The following is an 18,918-nucleotide window of genomic DNA, read 5'->3' on the forward strand; positions in this document are numbered from 1 at the left end:
ACCGCGGTGGATTCCGCCGTCCGCCTCATCGTTTCGGCATCCCCGCGTAATGGGTCAGTCCCCCATCCACGGGGATGAGAGTGGAGTTGATGTAAGCCGATTCGCCTGATGCGAGGAACACCGCGAGGTCCGCTACGTCCTCGGGCCGACCCATCTTCCCCGTCGGTGACTGCGCATGCCGAGCGGCGAGCATCTCCTCGACCGAGCCGTAGTGGCCCGAGATCGAGCGATGGATGAGCGGGGTCTCGATGAGGCCCGGAGCGATCGAGTTCGCACGGATGCCTTCGGAGGCGTACTGCGCGCCGACGACCTTCGTCAGCTCGATGAGTCCGGCCTTCGACGCCGCATACGCCGGATAGTCATACCCCATGTAGCGCATGCCGCCGACCGAGGACACCGTGATGATCGACCCGTGCCCGGCCGCACGCATATGCGGCAGAGCATGCTTGATCGAGGAGAACGCCCCGGTGAGGTTGATATCGAGGGCACGTCGGAAGCCGTCGGTGTCGAGTTCGTCGACTCCCCCGTTGACGACGATACCGACGTTGTAGTGGAGCACGGTCGGTCCACCGAGGCGGTCGGCGCAGTGCGCGAACGCCGCGGCCAGGGAGCCTTCGTCGCCGACATCGGCGACAACCGTGGTCAGCTGGGAGTCGAGGTCGACCCCGCCGAGGTGGACGCCCGTGCCGGGGACGCGATCGGCACCGGTGTCGCGGTCGGGCTCACCGTCGCGACGGTTGCTGAGGTCGACACGGTCAGTGCCGTCAGCACCGTCGGCGGCGGCCGCCTCGGCGAGGGCCCGTGTCGCTTCGTCAAGCGCCCTCGGGTCACGGTCGACGATGCAGACCTTCGCTCCCTCGCGAAGGAATCCGATCGCTGCAGCGAAGCCGTTGTTCACCTCCCCGTCCGGAGTGCCGCAGCCGATGGCCATGATCGTCGTGCCGACTAACCTACCTGTCGGCACTGACACGGCTGCCGTCTCTGTCGTGTTCATCGTGCGCTGCCCCGTCCTTGGGAGTATTCGGCCTTGAGTTCCTTGCGCGCGAGTTTGCCGTAGGCGGTGACCGGCATGGTCTCGACGAAGTGGATCTCCTTGGGCACCTTGTATTTCGCCAGCCCCGACTTGCACAGCGCGGTCAGCCGTTCGGCCAGGTCCTCCGCATCGGCATCGGCGCCACCGGCACCTTCGTTCCCGGTCGACGGCGCGCGTTCGATGACGGCCACGCCGATCTCGCCCCACTGCGGGTCGGGCACGCCCACGACGACGGCCTGGGCCACCTCGGTGTCGGTGAGGAGGAGCTCCTCGATCTCGCGGGGGTAGACGTTCGAACCGCCGGAGATGTACATATCGGACTTGCGGCCGGTGAGGAAGAGGTACCCGCGTTCGTCGAGGTAGCCGACATCGCCGGTGTGGAAGAGCCCTCCGGCGAAGGATTCGGCATTCGCATCGGGGCGGCCAAGGTAGCCGGCGCACACGGTCGGTCCGGCCACACAGACTTCGCCCTGCTCACCGGCGGGCAGCTGCGTGCCGGCCTCGTCGACGATGACGATTTCGACTCCGGTGCGGGCTCGGCCGCAGGTGCCGATGCCGGCGTAGTCGACGGGGATGGCTCCGTGGTCCTCGGGGCGGAGGATCGTGATCGCTCCGGTCACCTCGGCGAGTCCGAAGTACTGGACGAGGCACGGTCCGAGCCTCTCGAGTGCCCGGGCTTGGTCGGTCGCGAGCATCGGGGCTCCGGCGTAGATGACCCGCTCGAGGGTGTGGTCCTCGGGACCGCGGCCTTCTGGGTAGCCGGCGGCGATGCGGTTGAGAATGGTCGGGACGGTGAAGGCGTTCGTGATCCCGTAGGCGTCGATGGCCGGCCACAGGGACTCCACGCTGGGCTTGCCACCGGGGTGGATGATCGACGGGGTGCCGCCGAAGACCTGACCGAGCATGTGGATGCCCGCACCGTGCGACAGCGGCGCGAGCACGAGGGACGCCCCCGTCTCGTCCTCGTTGGGAAAGAGGTCGCAGCGGTGATTCATCAGCACCGCGCCGAGGTGGCGGTGCGTGAAAGTCGCAGCCTTGGGTCGCCCGGTCGACCCGGAGGTGAAGAAGTACCAGCAGGGATCGTCCTCGTCGACTGCCGAGTCGACGGCTTCTGCCGGTGCGGCTGCCGCCTGCGCCGTGGGCAGGTCCCCGATCCAGAAGACGGGGCCGGTGAAGCCGGTGTCTTTGAGAGCGGTGACGAAGTCGGCGTGGGCGCGGTCGGCGATGACGGCGGCGGGGGCGACTTCGGCGCTGATGCCGAGCAGCTCCTCGGTCGACAGGGCCGCGTTCGGTGGGGCGATGACACCGCCGGAGCGCAGGATGCCCCAGAAGGATTGGATCACCTCGGCGTGGTTGGCCGAGACGAGGAGGACGGTGTCGCGGCGGTCGACTCCACCGGTCTGCAGGGCAGCGGCGAGCGCTTCGGCGCGGGCGTCGAGTTCGGCCCAGGTCCACCGCTGCCCGTGATCGTCGTCGACGACGGCGAGGCGGTCGGGGATCCGGCGGGCGGTCTGGGTGAGGAAGTGGGAGACGTTGACCCCGCGCCGAGGTGTGGGCGTGAAGTCCTTGGCCGGGGATGTCTGGGAGATGGCGCGCATCAGCGGACGCGCTCGAGCACGGAGGCGAAGTTCGATACGGCGGCACCGCCCATATTGAAGACGCCGGCGAGTTCCGGGGTCTCGATCTGGATGCCGGGCGAGCGGCCGGTCAGCTGGGCGGCGGCGAGGGCGTGCATGGACACACCGGTGGCGCCGATGGGGTGGCCCTTGGCCTTGAGTCCGCCGGAGGGGTTGACGGGCAGGCGGCCGCCGACCTCGGTGGCACCGTCGTCGAGCAGGGTGTGGCCTTGCCCGGGGGCGGCGAGTCCGAAGGCTTCGTATTCGAGGAGCTCGGCGATGGTGAAGCAGTCGTGAGTCTCGAGGAAGTCGAGGTCGTCGATGCCGATGCCGGCAGATGTGAGCGCCTGCTCCATGGCGGCGCGGGCGCCGGCCATCTCGAGCGGGTCGCGTTGGGACAGCGGCAGGACGTCGTTGGCGTTGCCCATGCCTCTCCAGGTCACGGCCTGCGATGCGGAGGCGGCGACATCCTCGGCGGCCAGGACCAGGGCCGCGGCCCCGTCGGAGACCATCGAGCAGTCGGTGCGGCGCAGGGGTTCGGCGACGTACGGGTTCTTCTCGCTCACGGTGTTGCAGAAGTCGAAGCCGAGGTCCTTCTGCATGTGTGCCAGAGGATTCTGCGATCCGTTGGCGTGGTTCTTCGCGGCGATCTTCGCGAGTGCTTCGGAGTGGTCGCCGTATCGGTCGAAGTACTGGCGGGCGATCTCGCCGAAGACTCCGGCGAAGGACTTAAAGTGCTCTTCCTCTTCCCTGAAGCTGGCGCTGAGCAGCACTTCGTTGACGTCGTGGCCGGAGGCCTGGGTCATGCGTTCGGCGCCGATGACCAGGGCGGTCTTGTGGCGGCCGGCGGCGATGGAGTCGTGGGCTGCGAAGATCGCGGCGGACCCGGTGGCGCAGGCGTTCTCGTGCCGGTGGGCGGGTGTGCGGGCGAGCTCGGGGAACACGGTGCCCGGCAGTGCGGCTTCGAAGCCTTGGCGGGAGAGTCCGTTGTTGAAGACGCCAACGTGGATGACGTCGATGTCAGCCGGTTCCAATCCCGCCTCGGCGATGGCGTCGCGGGCGACGTCGGCCATCATCTGGGGCAGCGGTGATTCGGATCGTCCGAACTTTCCGTGGGACCAGCCGATGATCGCAGGTGAGGACATGGACACTCCTTCGGGTACCGGGCTCTGCGGAACGAGCACTGTCCTCTCATACTTTCCCGGTCCCACCAGCTGGTCAAAGAAAATCCACCATATGGAACATTGGTGTCGTTCAGCCGAGCTGGTTGCGCACGGCCTGAGCCGTGGTCCGCGGATCGTAGCCCTCGGCCACTCCCTCGACGATGACGATGTCGGTGTCGATATGGCGCGAACGCAGTGGGGCGATGTCCTGATAGGCCGGTGAGTCCCACCATTCGTGAGCGAGCCGAGCGTCGGGGAAGGCGATCATGACGACGTGTCCCGGCCACCGCCCTTCCATCACCTCGTGGGCGGTGCCGTGGACGAGGAACTGTCCTCCGAAGGGTTCGAAGGTCTCGCCGATCCGGTCGATGTACTCGGCGACCTCGGGGTGCGGCGCGAACTGCTGCAGGTGGGCGATCGCGTAGGCGGTCATGGTGTCACTCTCCTGTGTTCTCTGTGTGCTTCGATGAGTTGCGGTGGTGCGATTGATCTCTGTGGTTCGAGGATTTGCTGCCGTGGGACGCCTCGCCAGCAGGCGGCGTCACATCGGTGTCTCGCGCCCGTCCAGCCGGCGGCGACCGCCGGACGAGTTCCAACAGAAACAGAGCAGCCAGCCCGAATCCCGCAGCGGCCAGCGGCAGGACTCCGGGACCCGCCTCGGTGAGCACGACTCCGCCGACGGCAGCTCCGAACGCGATGCCCAGGTAGGTCCCAGAAGTGTTGAGCGCCAGCGCCTGTCCAGCGAGGGGTCCGGCCAGTGTGTGCAGGCGCATCTGGATCGCGGGTGAGTTCCAGAAGGCCATTCCGCCCCACACTGTCGTGACGATGAGCACGAGCCAGATGGGCACTGGCCGGACAGCCCACATCGCCCACATCGCGACCATGGCGGCGATGATGACGCCGATCCCGAAGAACAGTGCTCGCCCCGGACCCCACCGGTCTGCGACCTGACCGCCGAGCCAGATTCCGGCCATTCCCGCGAACCCGGAGAGCCCGAATGCCACTCCCCGTTCCTCGACTCCGGATCCGGCGGTCGCACTCAGATAGGGCGCCAGGTAGGTGAGGACCATCATCGTCCCCGCCATGAGCAGGCAGTTCGCCGCGAGACTCACGGCGATCGGGGCGCGCGTGAGGCTGCGCAGCTGTTCTGACAGTCGTGGAGAGCGGTCGCCGCGGCCGCTTCCGGGAACAGTGAGGAGGACACCGATGAGCGCGAGCATCCCGGCTACGGCAACGGCCAGAAAGGTCGCCCGCCATCCGAATGCGCCGCCGATCCACGTCCCCAGTGGGACACCGAGCGCGATTGATCCGGTCACCCCAAGGGAGACGGTCGCCAGGTAGCGGCCAGTCTTCTCCGTCGGCGCATGGGACGCAGCGAACGCGAAGATGGCCGGGGTGGCGCTGGCTGTCGCCGCGGCCGCCACCACTCTCAGCCCCATCAGCACACCGAAGGACGAGGTTCCCACCGCGCCGAGGTTTGCTCCCACGAAGATGATGAGCGCGACAAGGAACAGCCGCCGTGGCGGGACCCGGGCGAGCGCGACAGCTGCCACCGGCGCGACCACGGCTACGGTCGCCGAGTATGCCGTGACGAGCTGACCGGCCTGACCTTCGGTCACCCCGAGGTCGGCTGCGATCTCGGGCAGAATTCCGGCGATGACATAGTCGTCCGTATAGAGGACGAACGAGACTGCGAGCAGGACGAAGAGCCAGGGCGGCATCACGCTGACCGATCCGCACCACCGAGCCGGGGCCGGTCCCGGCTAGACGGCACGTGAGTCCGGCCCAGCCTGCGCAGGTGGGTTCTCAGCACAGCGAGACCGAAGAGGCTGGCGCCCGGAGTCGCGAGGGCAGCGATCCCGACGACCACCGGCGCAATCTCTCCGCCCTGAGCGAGAAGAATCTGCGTCGGCCCTTGGAGAGCCACAACGCAGCACCCGGTCCAGGTCACCAGCCACGCCGCGCGCGGCCATCTCCCGAGATAGCGCGAGAACATCGGACACAGCAGGCAGAGGAACCCCAACAGCGCGGTCATAGCCAACACCATCCGCTGTGCCGGCTGCTCCATTCCCTGGGGACCGGTGCTTCCCGGTCCCGCAATCGCCCAGAAGGCCATGGCACAGCTGAAGGGCAGGATACCGAGCGCACCGCAGACGATCATGGTCGGCGACGGTGCCGGGGGCGGAGTGTTCAGAAGATCGCCCCAGCGCCGGATCACATAGGCTCCGACGACGATCGCCATCGCCACGCCCAGAGCGCAGAATCCTGCGTAGACGAGCCCGAACACCCAGGGATGCATTCCCTGTTCGGCCAGTCGCACCTCTCCTTCGATGAGCGCCTGAATGAGAATGCCCGGCGGCAGTCCCAGCAGTATCGGGCCGAGGAGCCCGGCCGCTCCGGCGCCGAGCACGAACACCACGGGTGCCGGAATGCGTCGCGCCCATGGTCGTGTCAGCGCCACCACGAAGACCACGCCCACCACCATCATCGCGAGAGTGATGGTGTTACCGATGAGAAAGCGCGGCGCAAGCATTCCCTCGCCTCCGGCCGACGTGGTCGAACCGACCGACGAACCGCTCAGCCACAGGATCTTGAAGACGATATACGGCAGAACCGCGACGATCGCCGTGATGATGGCGGCGCGCTGCAGCGATGTCACAGGTGCAGGTGCTGATATCCGTGCGTTCGTCACGGCGACTCCCGAATTAGAGGACGTTCTCTAGATGCTAGTCTCTAGTTTGAGGTACGGTGGCCCCACGGTCAACCCTTCGGACCAGATTCTCCGATTCCCCGGACTGATCCGAACACCTGGAGCGAGAGGACGTGACAAGCATGGCGAAACGCGCACTCTATTCGCGGGACGATATTCTCTCGGCGGCCATCAGCGCTGTCGGCCGACGCGGCCATGCCGCCACAGTGGCCGATGTGACGCATGAGCTCGGTGCACCGTCGGGTTCGATCTACCACCGCTTCCCGACTCGGGAGTCGCTGTTCGCTTCTGCCTGGATCCGGTGCGTGCACCGATTCCACGACACGTTTGCAGCGATCACGGATGTCGATGACCCGCTCGAGGCGATCGTCGAGACCGGCCTGCTCATCCCCCGGTTCTGTCGAGAGAATCCCGACGAGGCCCGGACTCTCACCCTCTACCGGCACTCAGAATTGCTCGCCGACCCGCCCAAGGGACTGCTCGATGACCTCACAGGACTCAACGATCCCGTGGTCGCTCATATCTCCGAACTCACGCGACGCCGGTTCGGCGAAGTCACCCCTCGCAGCTTGCAGCTCGTCGCCCTGGCCTGCCGAGACACCCCGTACGGCATGGTGCGCGGCTTCATCGGCGGCGAGATCCCCGCCTGGCTCGACCAGCCGATCGCCGCAGGCATCGCCGCGATCGCCTCGTTGGACCCCTCAGCCGACCACTGAGCACTGAACCTTCCCGCCGAGAAACTCATGGAGCGTCGAGAAACGGGTGTGTACCCCCGTGTCTCGACGCTCCATGCGCTTTTCGATGAAGTCCGGCGGCGACTCCTCGCTGAGAATTCGAGCCGCCCGGCATCACCCTTTGAGGCGAGTCATCTCCGGGTCGAAGAGCGGCTCGGCGGTGACTGTGGCCGGCAGGCGGCGGCCGAGATATTCGATCTGCACAGCGTCACCAACCGCCAGAGTGTTCGGCAGCCAGGCGTAGGCGATCGACTTCCCGATCGTGTATCCGTAAGCCGCCGAGGTGACGTAGCCGTCCGCGACACCCGATCCGTCCGATCCGTCTGACTTCGCCGAGGCGGCCCCGCCGTCCGCGACACCCGACCTACCGACCACGTACACCGGCTCTTTGCCGAGCACCACGTCAGAGGGCACGTCGAGGGTGAGGCAGGTCAGCTTCGTCGTCGCGGCTGCGGCCCTCGACTCCAGCGCGGCCTTGCCGGTGAAGTCGTCGGTCTTCGACGCCTTCACGGCGAATCCGAGTCCGGCCTGAACCGGTTCGTGTTCGCTGGTCATATCGGTGCCGAAGGACCTGAACCCCTTCTCCAGTCGCATCGAGTTGAAGGCTTCGCGGCCTCCGGCGATGATGCCGAATTCCTCACCGGCTTCCCACAGCACGTCCCACAGTCGCGACCCGAGATCCGCCGAGGTGTAGATCTCCCAGCCGAGTTCGCCGACATAGGACAGGCGCATCGCCGTAACCGGCACACCGCCGAGCACCGCGGGCTTTGTGCGGAAGTACTTGAGTCCGGCGTCGCTGAAGTCCTCATCGGTGACCTTGGCGATGACATCCCTGGCCAGCGGGCCCCAGAGACCAATACAGCAGGTGCCGGGAGTCGTCTCGCGCACGGTCACCCATTTGGACGGGTCGGCGGCCGACTGGTGCCTGGCCGCCCGCGAGATGGCCGCGAGGTCGATGTTCGAGTTCGCTCCCACCTGGTAGGTCTCTTCGTCGAGGATCGCGACCGTGATGTCGCTCGTGATGCCGCCGGCTTCGTCGAGCAGCAGCGTGTAGCTGACCGCTCCCGGTTTGCGCAGCATCGACGAGGTGGTCATCCCGTGCAGCAGTTCGCCCGCTCCGGGGCCGGTGACCTCGAAGCGTTTGAGCTGGGTCATGTCGAACATCGCCACCGAGGTGCGCGTCTTCCACGCTTCGGCTGCGGCGATGGGCGAGTGGAACTGATCCGCCCAGGCGTCCCGTTCCGGTGCCGCCCACTCGGCCGGCATCTCCGACAGCAGAGCGGCGTTCGCGTCGAACCAGTGCGGCCGCTCCCAGCCGGAGGTTTCGAGGAAGAACGCACCGAGTTCCTCCTGCTGCCTCCGGAACGGGCTCGAGCGCAGGTCACGCGGGGAGACTCGTGGCTGCAGAGGGTGGATGATGTCGTAGATCTCGACGAAGTTCTGCTGGGAGGTCTCGCTGACGTAGTCCGCTGACGTCTGCACATCCTCGAAGCGGTTGAGATCGATTCCCGACAGATCGGTCTTCGACCGTCCTTCGGCGATGAGCTCGGCCACAGCGCGGGCGATGCCGGCGCCATGGGTCACCCACACCGCCTCGGCGACGAAGAATCCGTCAACCTGTCGGGACTGTCCGACCAGCGAACCACCGTCAGGGGTGAACGAGAAGATGCCATTGAAGCCGCGCTGGATCTGAGTCTGAGCGAGTTCGGGCAGCAGTGTCTTCGTCGCCTCCCATTCGGGGGCGAAGTCGTCCGGGGTGAACTCGAGGCTCGAGGGCATCCGTTCGCTGGTGATCTCGTCGGGTGAGTAGGTCTGCAGCGTGTCGAGGTCGACGGGCATCGGTCGGTGCGCGTAGGAGCCGATGCCGATCCGCTCGCCCCATTCGCGGTAGTACAGGTCCTTGTCCTGGTAGCGCAGGATCGGCGCCTGCGCCCCGGCGGGCGTCTCGTTCTTGCCGATGAGTGAGGGCACCTCGGTGGTCCAGGCGAACTGGTGTCCCAAGGGCAGCAGCGGGATCGAAGTACCGACCATCTCACCGATCTTCGGTCCCCAGAATCCGGCGCAGGAGACAACGATATCGGCAGGAATCCGGTCATCGCCGCAGATCACAGCGCTGACGCGACCGCCTGTGGTCTCGATGTCGGTCACCGTGGTGCGGTCGCGGAATTCGACCCCTGCGGCACGGGCACGGTCGATGACGATCTGAGTGCCTTTCGCCGCCAACGCGAGCCCGTCACCCGGGGTGAGCAGACCGCCGTGGACCATGTCCCGGTTGAGCATGGGGAAGAGCTTCGCGCACTCGTCGGCGTCGATGACGTCGGCTTCGACGCCGTAGGAGCGGTTCCATCCGGCTCGACGGTGCAGATCCTGCAGCCGATCTTCGGTGGTGGCGATCTCGAGGCCTCCGACGGGCAGGAATGATCCGCGCCCGTCGGCGTCCTTGAGCGAGGTGAGCTTCTCGATCGTGTACTGCGCGAATTCGGTCATCGACTTCGACGCGTTCGAGGAGAAGACGAGTCCCGGTGCGTGTGAGGTCGAGCCGCCCGGGATGTTCAGCGGGCCCTGTTCGATGACGAGGGTGTTGGTCCAGCCCAGCTGCGCGAGTTCGTCGGCGAGGTTGGCGCCGACGATGCCGGCTCCGATGATGACGACTCGTGGTGATGAGATCGGCACTGAGTACTCCTTGTTATTGACGGTGGTAGAGGCAGTTGTCGCAGCAGACGCCGGAGCGGAGCTCAGTCGTCCAATGCGGAGTATTTGGTTTCCGGTGCCCAGAAGAGCGAAGCGATGAACCCGACCAGAGGGAAGATCGCCGCAATGAGCAGGGTGCTCGAGACACCGAGGTGTTCGAGCGTGACCGGGAACAGATAGGTCGCTCCGGCCGCACCGACTCGGCTGAATGCCGCGGCGTAGCCGACGCCGGTGCTGCGGAACCGGGTGGTGAACATCTCCGGCGGATAGACGTACTGGATGCTGTTCGACGCCGTGATGATGAGGACGAAAGCGCCGAAGACGATGAGCACGACCACTGACGGCAGCTCGGCCCATCCACCGAGGAAGACGAGCAGGACCACCATGAGCGCGAAGGTCCAGTTGACGAACGTGCGTCGGGGCAGCAGCCACAGCAGCCACAGTCCCACGCTGGCACCGAGGAGCTGGAGCCCGTTCATGAGCAGATCCGTGGAGAATCCGCTGTTGAGTCCGAGGTCTTCGAGCACCGGCACGATGAACGTGAAGATCGCGAACAGCGGACCGACCTGGCAGAACCAGAACAGTCCGGAGTAGATCACCGTGCGAACGTCGTTCTCGCGGAAGAAGTCACGCAGGCGGGTTTTGACAACCTCGGTCGGCGCCGGAGGCAGTCCGTACTGCGGGCCATAGTGGGCGGAGACGATCGCCTGCGCCTCGGTCGTGCGTCCCTGTGCCTGCAGCCACCTCGGCGATTCGGGCAGGGCCATGCGCAGGATGAGCACGACCAGGGCCGGCACCGCGCTGCTGGCCAGGAGCATTCGCCACGAATCCGCGTCCCAGACGTGGGCGACGACGAATGCCGAGATGAACCCGATGAACCAGAACGCCGCGATCGACCCGAGCAGGACGCTGCGGTGACGGCGTGGGGTGAATTCGGCCAGCAGAGCGGTGCCGACCGCGTATTCGACGCCGATGAGCAGGCCCAGCAACAGCCGCATGGCCACGAGGTCCCATGTGCCGACGACGAAGAGCTGGGCCAGCGAGACGACGACGAAGCCGACGAGGTTCCAGAAGAACACCCGCTTGCGTCCATAGCGGTCGGCGATCCGTCCGAAGAACAGGCCGGAGACGAAGATGCCGATGAGCGCGCTCGCCGCAATCAGCCCCTGCCCCAGCGCCGACAGCCCCAGCTCCGCGGCCGCCGGAGCGACGGCACCGCCGATGACGCCGAGGATGTAGCCGTCGATGAAGATCCCACCGAAGGCCGCAACCGCGACGAGGAGCACGAGCCGGTTGAGCGGGGCCTCATCGATCGAGATCCGCCCGGCATCGGTCCGCTGCGCGAAAGCATCACGACGGACCGGCTCGATGCCGTCGATGTCCTTCTGCTGTGTCATGTGGTCTCCTTCGACTCACCGAACGAATATGGTAGTCAGCGCCCGGTTCAGGCGTCGATGACGAGGTCGGTCTTCGCCGTCGAGCAGCACGGCAGGAACTTCCCCGCGTCGATCTCTCTGGCGCGGATTCCGCCCAGATGGTTCATCTCGACATCGCCGTCGAGCTTGACGACCTTGCAGGATCCGCACATGCCCTCCTGACAGTTCGCGGGGATCTTCACCCCCGCCTTCCGCGCGGCCTGGAGGACCGTTTCGTCCTCCCCGACGCAGACGTTGAGGCCGGTGCGCACAAACGACATCGTGTGCTCACCCTGCCCCACAGTAGGCAGTGCGGCCGGGTCGACGACGGCGATTTCGTCATCGTCGCCCGATTCCCCCGCCGAGGCGGCCGCCCCATCCCCAGCCGGGACCGCGGGCCCAGCGTCGGACTCAGATCCGGGCCCCACCTCGGCGAGGTTCTCATCGGTGACCCCGACGACCTCGATCTCGACCTCGTCGTCGACGGGCACGACCGCCTCGGCGTCGACCGCTTCGGTCGGTGCGCCGACCGCCTCGACCGGTCCGTCGGCGTCGTACTCGGGTTCGTACATGTCGAGCGCGGCCGGCTGGGACTCGAAGTACTCCTCGGTCGTCGCCGCGATCTCCTCGGCGATCTCACCGGCGATGGCGACTTCCTCGGCGTATTCGGCACGGATCTCACGATCGCCGGAGAAGAACTCCATGAACACCGAGGTGTCGTCGACGCCGACTTCGCGCAGCAGTTCGGTCGCGGAGTTGAGGTATCCCTCCGGGCCGCAGGCGAAGACCTGCCGCCCATTGGCGTCGGGGACGAGCTCCTCGAGCAGTGCAGTCGAGAGCCGTCCCGTGCGTCCCTCCCATTCGTCGCCGCATTCCCGATCGCCGAGGCAGTAGATGACCTTGATCCGGAAATCCACGTTCGCGAGGAAGTCGAGTTCCTCGGAGAAGGCGAAGGAGTCAGGTGCGGCTCCGTGGTAGAGGAGGACGACATCGGCCTGGCCGGGCAGCGAGTGGACGGTGCGGATCATCGACATCAGCGGGGTGATCCCGGCTCCAGCCGCGAGCAACAGGAACCGTGCTCGCCGGTCATAATCGGCGAGGTGGAACGCACCGACCGGGCCGAGCATGTCGAGGACGGTGCCGGGGCGGATATTGTCATGCGCCCAGGGCGACACCCTGCCCTTGGGGTCGCGTTTGATCGTGATAGAGAACGTCCACGGCTCGGTCGGGGCCGAGGAGATCGAATAGCTGCGCGACACCGGCTCGGCATTCGGTCCGTCGATGGGGAAGTCGATGTTGATGTACTGCCCTGACCGGAACGCCAGGGGCGCCCCGTCCATGCGACGGAAGACGAAGACCATCATCCCTCCCGCCTCGGGGATGGTCTCCACACATTCGGCGGCGAATTCCTGCGGGTGCCACGGACCCAGCGCGGTGGCGGCTCCGGCCGGCCCCGAGGCGCTCGAGAGCACGCGGTTCCAGGGCATCTCCAGTCCGCGCACCCGCTGGGCCAGCGGCAGCGCGGGCACAGCGGAGGATCTCATCCGACGTGCTCCCGCATCCGCTGCACGTACCAGTTGATGAAGGCTTCGACCTGGTATTCGCTCTTCATATACGGGCCCTGCTCATAGAACGGGCTCGCCGCTCCCTGCTGGCAGAGTTCGACGAATGCTTTGTCCTGCAGGTTGGTCTGCTTCCATGTGTGAGTGAGGGTCTCAAGGTCATAGTCGACGCCTTCGACGGCGTCGTCGGCGACGAGCCAAGTGGTGCGCACGAGGGTCTTCGAGGCACTGATCGGGAATGCCGCGAAGGTGATGACGTGATCGCCGAGGAGGTGGAACCAGGAGTTCGGCTGCAGATGCATCGAGCAGCGGCCGAGGCGGAAGTCCGGCAGATCGCCGAGCAGCTTCTTCGACAGCCGGCGCCCGTCTGCCGAGAAGGACTCCCCCGCTCCGTCGAGCGATTCGCGGGAGATGCGGATGCCGCCGACCCGGGTGTCGAGTTCTTCGACGACTTCATAGGGCAGGCCGTAGCGGCGGCAGCGGTATTCGAGGGAGGCCTGCGCCTGCTGGTTGCGGTCCCAGACGTCTTCGAGGTGGGGCGGGATCGTCTCATCGGTCAGGCCCCAGGTCGGGAACAGCGAGCACGCGAGCTCCGGGTGGCCGTCGCAGTGGTAGCACTCGCGGTTGTTCTCCATCACGAGCTTCCAGTTGCCCTCTTCGACGATGTTCTGCTGATAGGCGACTTTCGTCTTCGCCAGCTCATGAGGGGCGATATAAGGTTCGAAGATCTTCGCGGTCTCGTGGAAGTCCGTCGGCGGCTCTTCGGCCAGGCAGATGAACACGAGTCCGGCGGCGATCTTCCCGTGCGCGCGTTTGAGTGCGTAGCAGGACTTGTCGAAGGTCATCTCCCCCGGCGCCGAGGCGTGGATGAGGTCGCCCTCGGGGGAGTACGTCCACGAGTGGTAGCCGCAGACGAGGTTGCCCGTCGTTCCCTGCGCATCGGTGAGGACTCGTGCCCCGCGGTGGCGGCAGACGTTGTGGAGGACGTTGACGCCGCCGTCGTCGTTGTGCAGGACGATGAGGGAGTACGGACCGTAGTCGAGCGTGACATAGTCACCCGGCTCGGGGATCTCGGCGACGCTGCACGCGAAGACCCAGTGCTGACCGAAGATGGCCTGCATATCGAGATTGAAGAGGTTGGGATCCGTGTAGAACGGAGCTTCGAGCGAGAAGCCTGTCCGACGGGTGTCGAGTCGGATTCGGGTCTCGTCGAGCTTCTCCTCGGTGAATCCCGCAGGGAAGCCCTTCTTCGTCGGTGCCAGGTTAGTAGCTGTCAATGCTCATCTCCCTTGATGTCTGCCTGCAGCGGCCCACCGATGGAAGGGGCGAAATCCTCGGCGGAGACCGCGGAGACCGTGTGCTGCCGGAACGATCTCGACAGTCACACTAGCGAGGAACTCCCTGCAGAAAAAGCGCGAGATTTCGTTACATATTCTGCGGATTCACTGCATAATTGTGCGCATGATCGATCCGCGCCTGACGACACTGCGCACCTTCGCCGCCTGCGGCACCATCGCCGCCACCGCCGAGCTCACCGGCTACTCCGCATCGGCGGTCTCCGGCCAGCTCAGAGAGCTGCAGCAGTCCCTGGGCATGACCCTTCTCGTCAAGGACGGTCGCGGTCTGCGACTGACTGCGACGGGGCGCTACCTCGTCCGCCGCTCCGACGAACTGACCGCCGCATGGGAGGACATCCGCGCCGGCGCGCTCGGGGCCGGGGATCAGGCCCCCACTCACTTCGGAATCGGGGGCTTCTCGACCGCATCCTCGAACCTGCTCGCGCCCTTGGCGGCGAACCTGCGGGCTTCACGGCCGAAGGTCCGCGTCCACGTGATCGAGGCGACTCCGACTCGCTGCTTCGAGCTCCTCGTCGCCGAGCGCATCGACCTCGCCGTCATCGTCTCGATGCAGGGCAATGTCCAGGTCGAGGAGGATCCCCGCTTCGAGAGCATCGACCTCCTCGACGATCCCCTCGACGTCATGGTGCCTTCAGGCCACCCTGCGGCGGGCAGGGAGTCGGTGACTCTCAGCGAGCTCGCCGGTGAGGATTGGATCACGGCCGGCCCTGGCTCGCCCTATCATTCGCTCTTCATCGCCGCGTTCACCGCCGCGGGAGTGACGCCGACGGTCGCGCACGAGTCCGCAGAGTGGGAGACGTCGGCGGCCCTGGTCGGCGCCGGGGTCGGAGTGAGCCTGCTGCCGAGGCTGGCCAGCCTCGCCGGAGAGGACAACGTCAGCCGGGTGCGGCTGACGGGCACCGGGAGACTGAGCCGGAAGATCATCGCCGCTGTCCGCGCCGGCAGTCGCAGATCCCCGCTGATCAGGGATTCCCTTCAACATCTGCGCACGACCTCCCAGTACATCCTCTCCACCCGCCTGCGCGAAGACTCCTGAAACGGCACCTCTGCCCGGCCACCGACACGGGGGCTTGACAGAGCTCTCTCACGACGGCGAGACTGCATCTAAGTCTGATGTCAGACTGATATGTCAGAGCTGTCGACGAGCTCCCGTTCGTCGCACTCGCATATCGAATTCCCACGCTTTCGCACCCATGGAGGCTCAACGATGAGCAATAAGGCAATCAGCTATGCAGGTCCCGGGAAGGTCGAGGTAATCGACACCGAGTACCCGGAATTCGTCCTCAAGGACGGGCCTGGAGTCAATCCCGCCAATATCGGCCGCAAGGTCGATCACGGTGTCATCCTCAAGACGGTGGCGACGAACATCTGCGGCTCCGACCAGCACATGGTCCGGGGCCGTACGACTGCCCCGGAGGGTCTCGTGCTCGGACACGAGATCACCGGTGAGGTCGTCGAGGTGGGCCGAGACGTCGAATTCGTCAAGGTCGGCGATCTCGTGTCGGTGCCGTTCAACATCTCGTGCGGTCGCTGCCGCAACTGCAAGGAAGGCAAGACCGGCATCTGCCTCAACGTCAATCCCGATCGTCCGGGCTCGGCCTATGGCTATGTCGATATGGGCGGCTGGGTCGGCGGTCAGGCCGAGTACGTGCTCGTGCCCTATGCCGACTGGAACGTCCTGAAGTTCCCGGACAAGGATCAGGCGATGGAGAAGATCCTCGACCTCACGATGCTCTCCGACATCTTCCCCACTGGGTTCCACGGCGCCGTCAGCGCCGGTGTCGGGGTGGGTTCGACGGTCTACGTCGCCGGTGCGGGTCCGGTCGGAATCGCCGCGGCCACCTCGGCGCTTCTGCTCGGCGCGGCCTGCGTCATCGTCGGCGATCTCAACGAGGATCGACTGGCTCAGGCCCGCGGATTCGGTTGCGAGACGGTCGACGTTTCCAAGGGTGACCCGAAGGACCAGATCGCGCAGATCCTCGGCGAGCCCGAGGTCGACTGCGGAATCGACGCCGTCGGATTCGAGGCGCGCGGACACGGCAAGGACGCCAGCCACGAGGCGCCGGCAACGGTGCTCAACTCGCTCATGGACATCACCCGAGCCGGCGGCAGCCTCGGCATCCCCGGCCTCTATGTCACCGGCGATCCTGGCGCGCCCGATGAGGCGGCGAAGGAAGGGTCGCTGTCGATGCGCTTCGGTCTCGGATTCGCGAAGTCGCATGTGTTCGTGACCGGCCAGTGCCCGGTGATGAAGTACAACCGGGGGCTGATGCAGGCGATCCTGCACGACAAGGTCTCGATCGCGAAGAACGTCAATGCGACCCCGATCCGCCTCGAGGATGCCCCGCAGGGCTACGCCGACTTCGACTCCGGTGTCGCGAAGAAGTTCGTCCTCGACCCGCACGGCCTCATCTCCGCCTGAGGCTCTCAGACCTCACGCTGAGCCCGAGCTTCTCATGGCCGAAAGCCGGGTGAAGCGGTGAGAAGTGGTCGCAATCGGATACTTTCAGGACGACCTCCTGAGTATCCGATTGCGACCACTGTTTTGTGCCCCATGGACCGAAAAGAGAGCACCCAAGTGACGTATCTTGCATGGCAGAATTTGCCACGCAGTCGTGTGTAGATGCACTCGAGCCTAGGTCCCAGCCAAAGAAAACATTGCCGTTGCGGCCAAGCGCGAGGATAGACCACATTCGCCTTGACCCTTTTGATGCATGCAACATAGCATCGGGCTATGCAGAATTCTCCCGATTCCCCGCCACCCACGCTTCTCGAGCGTATCCGGTCGAAGATCACCAGCGGCGAACTGGAACCGGGCAATCCGCTCTCCGAGGTCTCCCTCGCACAGGAGTTCGATGTCAGCCGAACCCCGATCCGAGAGGTCCTCAAGCAGCTCCAGCTCGAGGGCCTCATCGAAATCCGCCCAAAGGTCGGCACCTTCATCCGCGAGCCGAACCGACGCGAGATCGTCGAGCTCTTCCAGCTCAAGGAGGTCCTCGAAGGCCTGGCCGCCGCCCTGATGGCTCGCCGCGGGCCCTGCCCGGAACTCGACCAGCTCGAAGAGATCGTCGCAGCATCAGAGGTGTCGTCGAACGCAGGCGACACAGACACCTACGCTTCGCAGGTTCAGGACTTCCACCAGACCCTCGTCGACGGAGCGGACAACAACAAACTCGTCGAACAGTACTCGCGCCTGATGAATCAGCTCGCTTACTTCAGACTCGTGCGCAAAACTCTCAACCATCCGGGCAGGGCAGTGGACTCGAGCCGAGAGCACCGCCAGATTCTCACGATGATCCAGGACAAGGACCCGTTCGGCGCCGAAACGACGATGCGTGCGCACGTGTTCGCCTCGACCCAGGAACTCCTCGTTCCACAGACACGCACCACCCTGTCTCTCGAGCGCGACTCCTGACTTCCAGAAAACGGCCGGACCACCTGATGCTGAGCCGTCGCCACCTCTGACGCACGCCAGCGGGGCCGGGAAACTCTATGTTTCCCGGCCCCGTTGGCGTACGCCGTCAGGCGAACTGGTCACCTCACTGGAAGTTCGGAACCACCTCGTCGATGAAGAGCTGCAGGGACGCCTTCTTCTCATCATGGCTGAGCGCGTTGTCCGACCAGAAGCTGTACTCGTCGTAGCCGAGGTCCTCGTAGTGGCGGATGCGTTCGGTCACCTCCGCCGGGGTGCCGATCATCGCTGACTTGTGCAGCGACTCGAGCTCGAATTCGGGGCGGTCGGCGAAGTTCTCCTCCGGGGTCGGATCGAGGAATCCGTCGATGGGGTCCTTCTTCCCGAAGGCCCACGACGAGAACGTCCGGTAGTACTTGTTCACCCCGGCGGCACCCACCTTCCAACCGTCCGGCTCCTCCGGGGAGTGGACGTAGGTGTGGCGCAGCACCATGATCTCGGGGCGCTTCTCGACCTCGGGATGGGCGGCGACCGCGGTGTTGAATTTGTTCATCAGGTCTTCGACCTCACGGTCGTCCTTCATCAGCGGCGTGACCTGGACGTTGCAGCCGTTGGCGACGGCGAAGTCATGAGTCTCGGGGCTGCGGGCGGCCAGCCAGATCGGAGGAGTCGGGGTCTGCACCGGCTTCGGCACGGCCGTCGAGACGGGGAACTGCCAATGCTTGCCCTCATGGGCGTAGTCACCTTGGAGCAGTTCCTTCATCGCAGGAACGAGTTCACGCAGGTATTCGCCGCCGTCGGCTGCGGGCATGCCGTCGGCCATGCGGTTGAACTCGAACTGGTAAGCACCGCGGGCGATGCCGACCTCGGCCCGACCGCCGCTGAGCACATCGAGCAGCGCGACTTCGCCCGCCGCACGCAGCGGGTGCCAGAAAGGGGCGATGATCGTGCCCGATCCCAGTCGGATCGTCGACGTCTCGGCGGCCAGGTAGGCCAGCTGCGGCATCGGGCTCGGCGAGGAGACGTACTCCATCGAGTGGTGCTCACCGATCCAGACAGTGCCGAAACCTCCGGCTTCGGCGATCTTGACGAGCTCGACGAGGTTCTTCCAATGCTCTTGAGGGCTGACCGAGTCGTCCCAGCGTTCCATGTGCAGGAAGAGTGAAAAGCGCATGATGGTTCCTTTCCCAGCGGAGGCCTCCGTGCCTCCGACATGTTCTTCAG

15 protein-coding genes are annotated in these 18,918 nt (G+C 65.7%); 4 read left to right on the forward strand and 11 right to left on the reverse strand.

Features of this window, described 5'->3' with window-relative positions; translation table 11 throughout:
- Positions 1 to 25: 25 nt before the first annotated feature.
- The 6 genes from ACU4IU_RS08110 to ACU4IU_RS08135 form a co-directional block, all read right to left on the reverse strand.
- On the reverse strand, positions 26 to 994 hold the full coding sequence (locus ACU4IU_RS08110) for an SDR family NAD(P)-dependent oxidoreductase (protein ID WP_446656392.1): 969 nt from the start codon (positions 992 to 994) through the stop codon (positions 26 to 28).
- Positions 991 to 2,631, reverse strand: a complete 1,641-nt coding sequence (locus ACU4IU_RS08115; protein ID WP_446656393.1) for an AMP-binding protein — start codon at positions 2,629 to 2,631, stop codon at positions 991 to 993. Before ACU4IU_RS08115 ends, ACU4IU_RS08110 begins: the two co-directional genes overlap by 4 nt.
- The gene (locus tag ACU4IU_RS08120; protein WP_446656394.1) at positions 2,631 to 3,794 is read right to left on the reverse strand and encodes a thiolase domain-containing protein; all 1,164 of its coding nucleotides are present in this window, start codon (positions 3,792 to 3,794) and stop codon (positions 2,631 to 2,633) included. The genes ACU4IU_RS08115 and ACU4IU_RS08120 overlap by 1 nt, the downstream gene beginning before the upstream one ends.
- A 109-nt stretch (positions 3,795 to 3,903) precedes the next feature.
- Complete coding sequence (locus ACU4IU_RS08125) at positions 3,904 to 4,245, reverse strand: DUF1330 domain-containing protein (RefSeq protein ID WP_446656395.1); 342 nt, start codon at positions 4,243 to 4,245, stop codon at positions 3,904 to 3,906.
- Positions 4,246 to 4,249: 4 nt separating this feature from the next.
- The gene (locus ACU4IU_RS08130; RefSeq protein WP_446657585.1) at positions 4,250 to 5,533 is read right to left on the reverse strand and encodes an MFS transporter; all 1,284 of its coding nucleotides are present in this window, start codon (positions 5,531 to 5,533) and stop codon (positions 4,250 to 4,252) included.
- Positions 5,533 to 6,471, reverse strand: coding sequence for a hypothetical protein (locus tag ACU4IU_RS08135; protein WP_446656396.1), 939 nt, complete (start codon positions 6,469 to 6,471; stop codon positions 5,533 to 5,535). The genes ACU4IU_RS08130 and ACU4IU_RS08135 overlap by 1 nt, the downstream gene beginning before the upstream one ends.
- Before the next feature lie 173 nt (positions 6,472 to 6,644).
- On the opposite strand from ACU4IU_RS08135, the gene ACU4IU_RS08140 reads away from it, so the two are divergent.
- The gene (locus ACU4IU_RS08140) at positions 6,645 to 7,238 is read left to right on the forward strand and encodes a TetR/AcrR family transcriptional regulator (protein ID WP_139467781.1); all 594 of its coding nucleotides are present in this window, start codon (positions 6,645 to 6,647) and stop codon (positions 7,236 to 7,238) included.
- A 132-nt stretch (positions 7,239 to 7,370) separates the two neighbouring features.
- Here the strand turns inward: ACU4IU_RS08140 and ACU4IU_RS08145 are convergent, their stop codons facing one another.
- From ACU4IU_RS08145 to ACU4IU_RS08160, 4 genes are all read right to left on the reverse strand, one after another.
- A complete protein-coding gene (locus ACU4IU_RS08145; RefSeq protein ID WP_446656397.1) occupies positions 7,371 to 9,929 on the reverse strand; it encodes a GcvT family protein in 2,559 nt (852 codons plus the stop codon).
- Between the two features lie 62 nt (positions 9,930 to 9,991).
- The gene (locus ACU4IU_RS08150) at positions 9,992 to 11,344 is read right to left on the reverse strand and encodes an MFS transporter (RefSeq protein WP_446656398.1); all 1,353 of its coding nucleotides are present in this window, start codon (positions 11,342 to 11,344) and stop codon (positions 9,992 to 9,994) included.
- Between the two features lie 47 nt (positions 11,345 to 11,391).
- Entirely contained in the window at positions 11,392 to 12,906 is a 1,515-nt protein-coding gene (locus tag ACU4IU_RS08155) for a flavin reductase family protein (protein WP_446656399.1), read from the reverse strand.
- Complete coding sequence (locus tag ACU4IU_RS08160; protein ID WP_229664036.1) at positions 12,903 to 14,123, reverse strand: aromatic ring-hydroxylating oxygenase subunit alpha; 1,221 nt, start codon at positions 14,121 to 14,123, stop codon at positions 12,903 to 12,905. Before ACU4IU_RS08160 ends, ACU4IU_RS08155 begins: the two co-directional genes overlap by 4 nt.
- Positions 14,124 to 14,385: 262 nt before the next feature.
- On the opposite strand from ACU4IU_RS08160, the gene ACU4IU_RS08165 reads away from it, so the two are divergent.
- From ACU4IU_RS08165 to ACU4IU_RS08175, 3 genes are all read left to right on the forward strand, one after another.
- Positions 14,386 to 15,318, forward strand: a complete 933-nt coding sequence (locus ACU4IU_RS08165; protein WP_139906551.1) for a LysR family transcriptional regulator — start codon at positions 14,386 to 14,388, stop codon at positions 15,316 to 15,318.
- Positions 15,319 to 15,489: 171 nt separating this feature from the next.
- A complete protein-coding gene (gene fdhA, locus ACU4IU_RS08170) occupies positions 15,490 to 16,704 on the forward strand; it encodes a formaldehyde dehydrogenase, glutathione-independent (RefSeq protein WP_139906550.1) in 1,215 nt (404 codons plus the stop codon).
- A gap of 312 nt (positions 16,705 to 17,016) precedes the next feature.
- On the forward strand, positions 17,017 to 17,697 hold the full coding sequence (locus ACU4IU_RS08175) for a GntR family transcriptional regulator (protein ID WP_172172886.1): 681 nt from the start codon (positions 17,017 to 17,019) through the stop codon (positions 17,695 to 17,697).
- Positions 17,698 to 17,821: 124 nt separating this feature from the next.
- Here ACU4IU_RS08175 and ACU4IU_RS08180 read toward each other — a convergent pair whose 3' ends face one another.
- Positions 17,822 to 18,868 carry an LLM class flavin-dependent oxidoreductase gene (locus ACU4IU_RS08180; RefSeq protein ID WP_172172888.1) on the reverse strand — a complete coding sequence of 349 codons (1,047 nt, stop codon included), beginning with the start codon at positions 18,866 to 18,868 and terminating at the stop codon, positions 17,822 to 17,824.
- Positions 18,869 to 18,918: the final 50 nt, after the last annotated feature.

The organism is Brevibacterium sp. CSND-B09, assembly GCF_052906525.1.

Bases quoted from the DNA above. Each gene is read 5' to 3' on its own strand.
- ACU4IU_RS08110 (WP_446656392.1), bottom strand. From the start codon at position 994: ATGAACACGACAGAGACGGCAGCCGTGTCAGTGCCGACAGGTAGGTTA.
- ACU4IU_RS08115 (WP_446656393.1), bottom strand. From the start codon at position 2,631: ATGCGCGCCATCTCCCAGACATCCCCGGCCAAGGACTTCACGCCCACA.
- ACU4IU_RS08120 (WP_446656394.1), bottom strand. From the start codon at position 3,794: ATGTCCTCACCTGCGATCATCGGCTGGTCCCACGGAAAGTTCGGACGA.
- ACU4IU_RS08125 (WP_446656395.1), bottom strand. From the start codon at position 4,245: ATGACCGCCTACGCGATCGCCCACCTGCAGCAGTTCGCGCCGCACCCC.
- ACU4IU_RS08130 (WP_446657585.1), bottom strand. From the start codon at position 5,533: ATGCCGCCCTGGCTCTTCGTCCTGCTCGCAGTCTCGTTCGTCCTCTAT.
- ACU4IU_RS08140 (WP_139467781.1), top strand. From the start codon at position 6,645: ATGGCGAAACGCGCACTCTATTCGCGGGACGATATTCTCTCGGCGGCC.
- ACU4IU_RS08150 (WP_446656398.1), bottom strand. From the start codon at position 11,344: ATGACACAGCAGAAGGACATCGACGGCATCGAGCCGGTCCGTCGTGAT.
- ACU4IU_RS08155 (WP_446656399.1), bottom strand. From the start codon at position 12,906: ATGAGATCCTCCGCTGTGCCCGCGCTGCCGCTGGCCCAGCGGGTGCGC.
- ACU4IU_RS08165 (WP_139906551.1), top strand. From the start codon at position 14,386: ATGATCGATCCGCGCCTGACGACACTGCGCACCTTCGCCGCCTGCGGC.
- fdhA (WP_139906550.1), top strand. From the start codon at position 15,490: ATGAGCAATAAGGCAATCAGCTATGCAGGTCCCGGGAAGGTCGAGGTA.
- ACU4IU_RS08175 (WP_172172886.1), top strand. From the start codon at position 17,017: ATGCAGAATTCTCCCGATTCCCCGCCACCCACGCTTCTCGAGCGTATC.
- ACU4IU_RS08180 (WP_172172888.1), bottom strand. From the start codon at position 18,868: ATGCGCTTTTCACTCTTCCTGCACATGGAACGCTGGGACGACTCGGTC.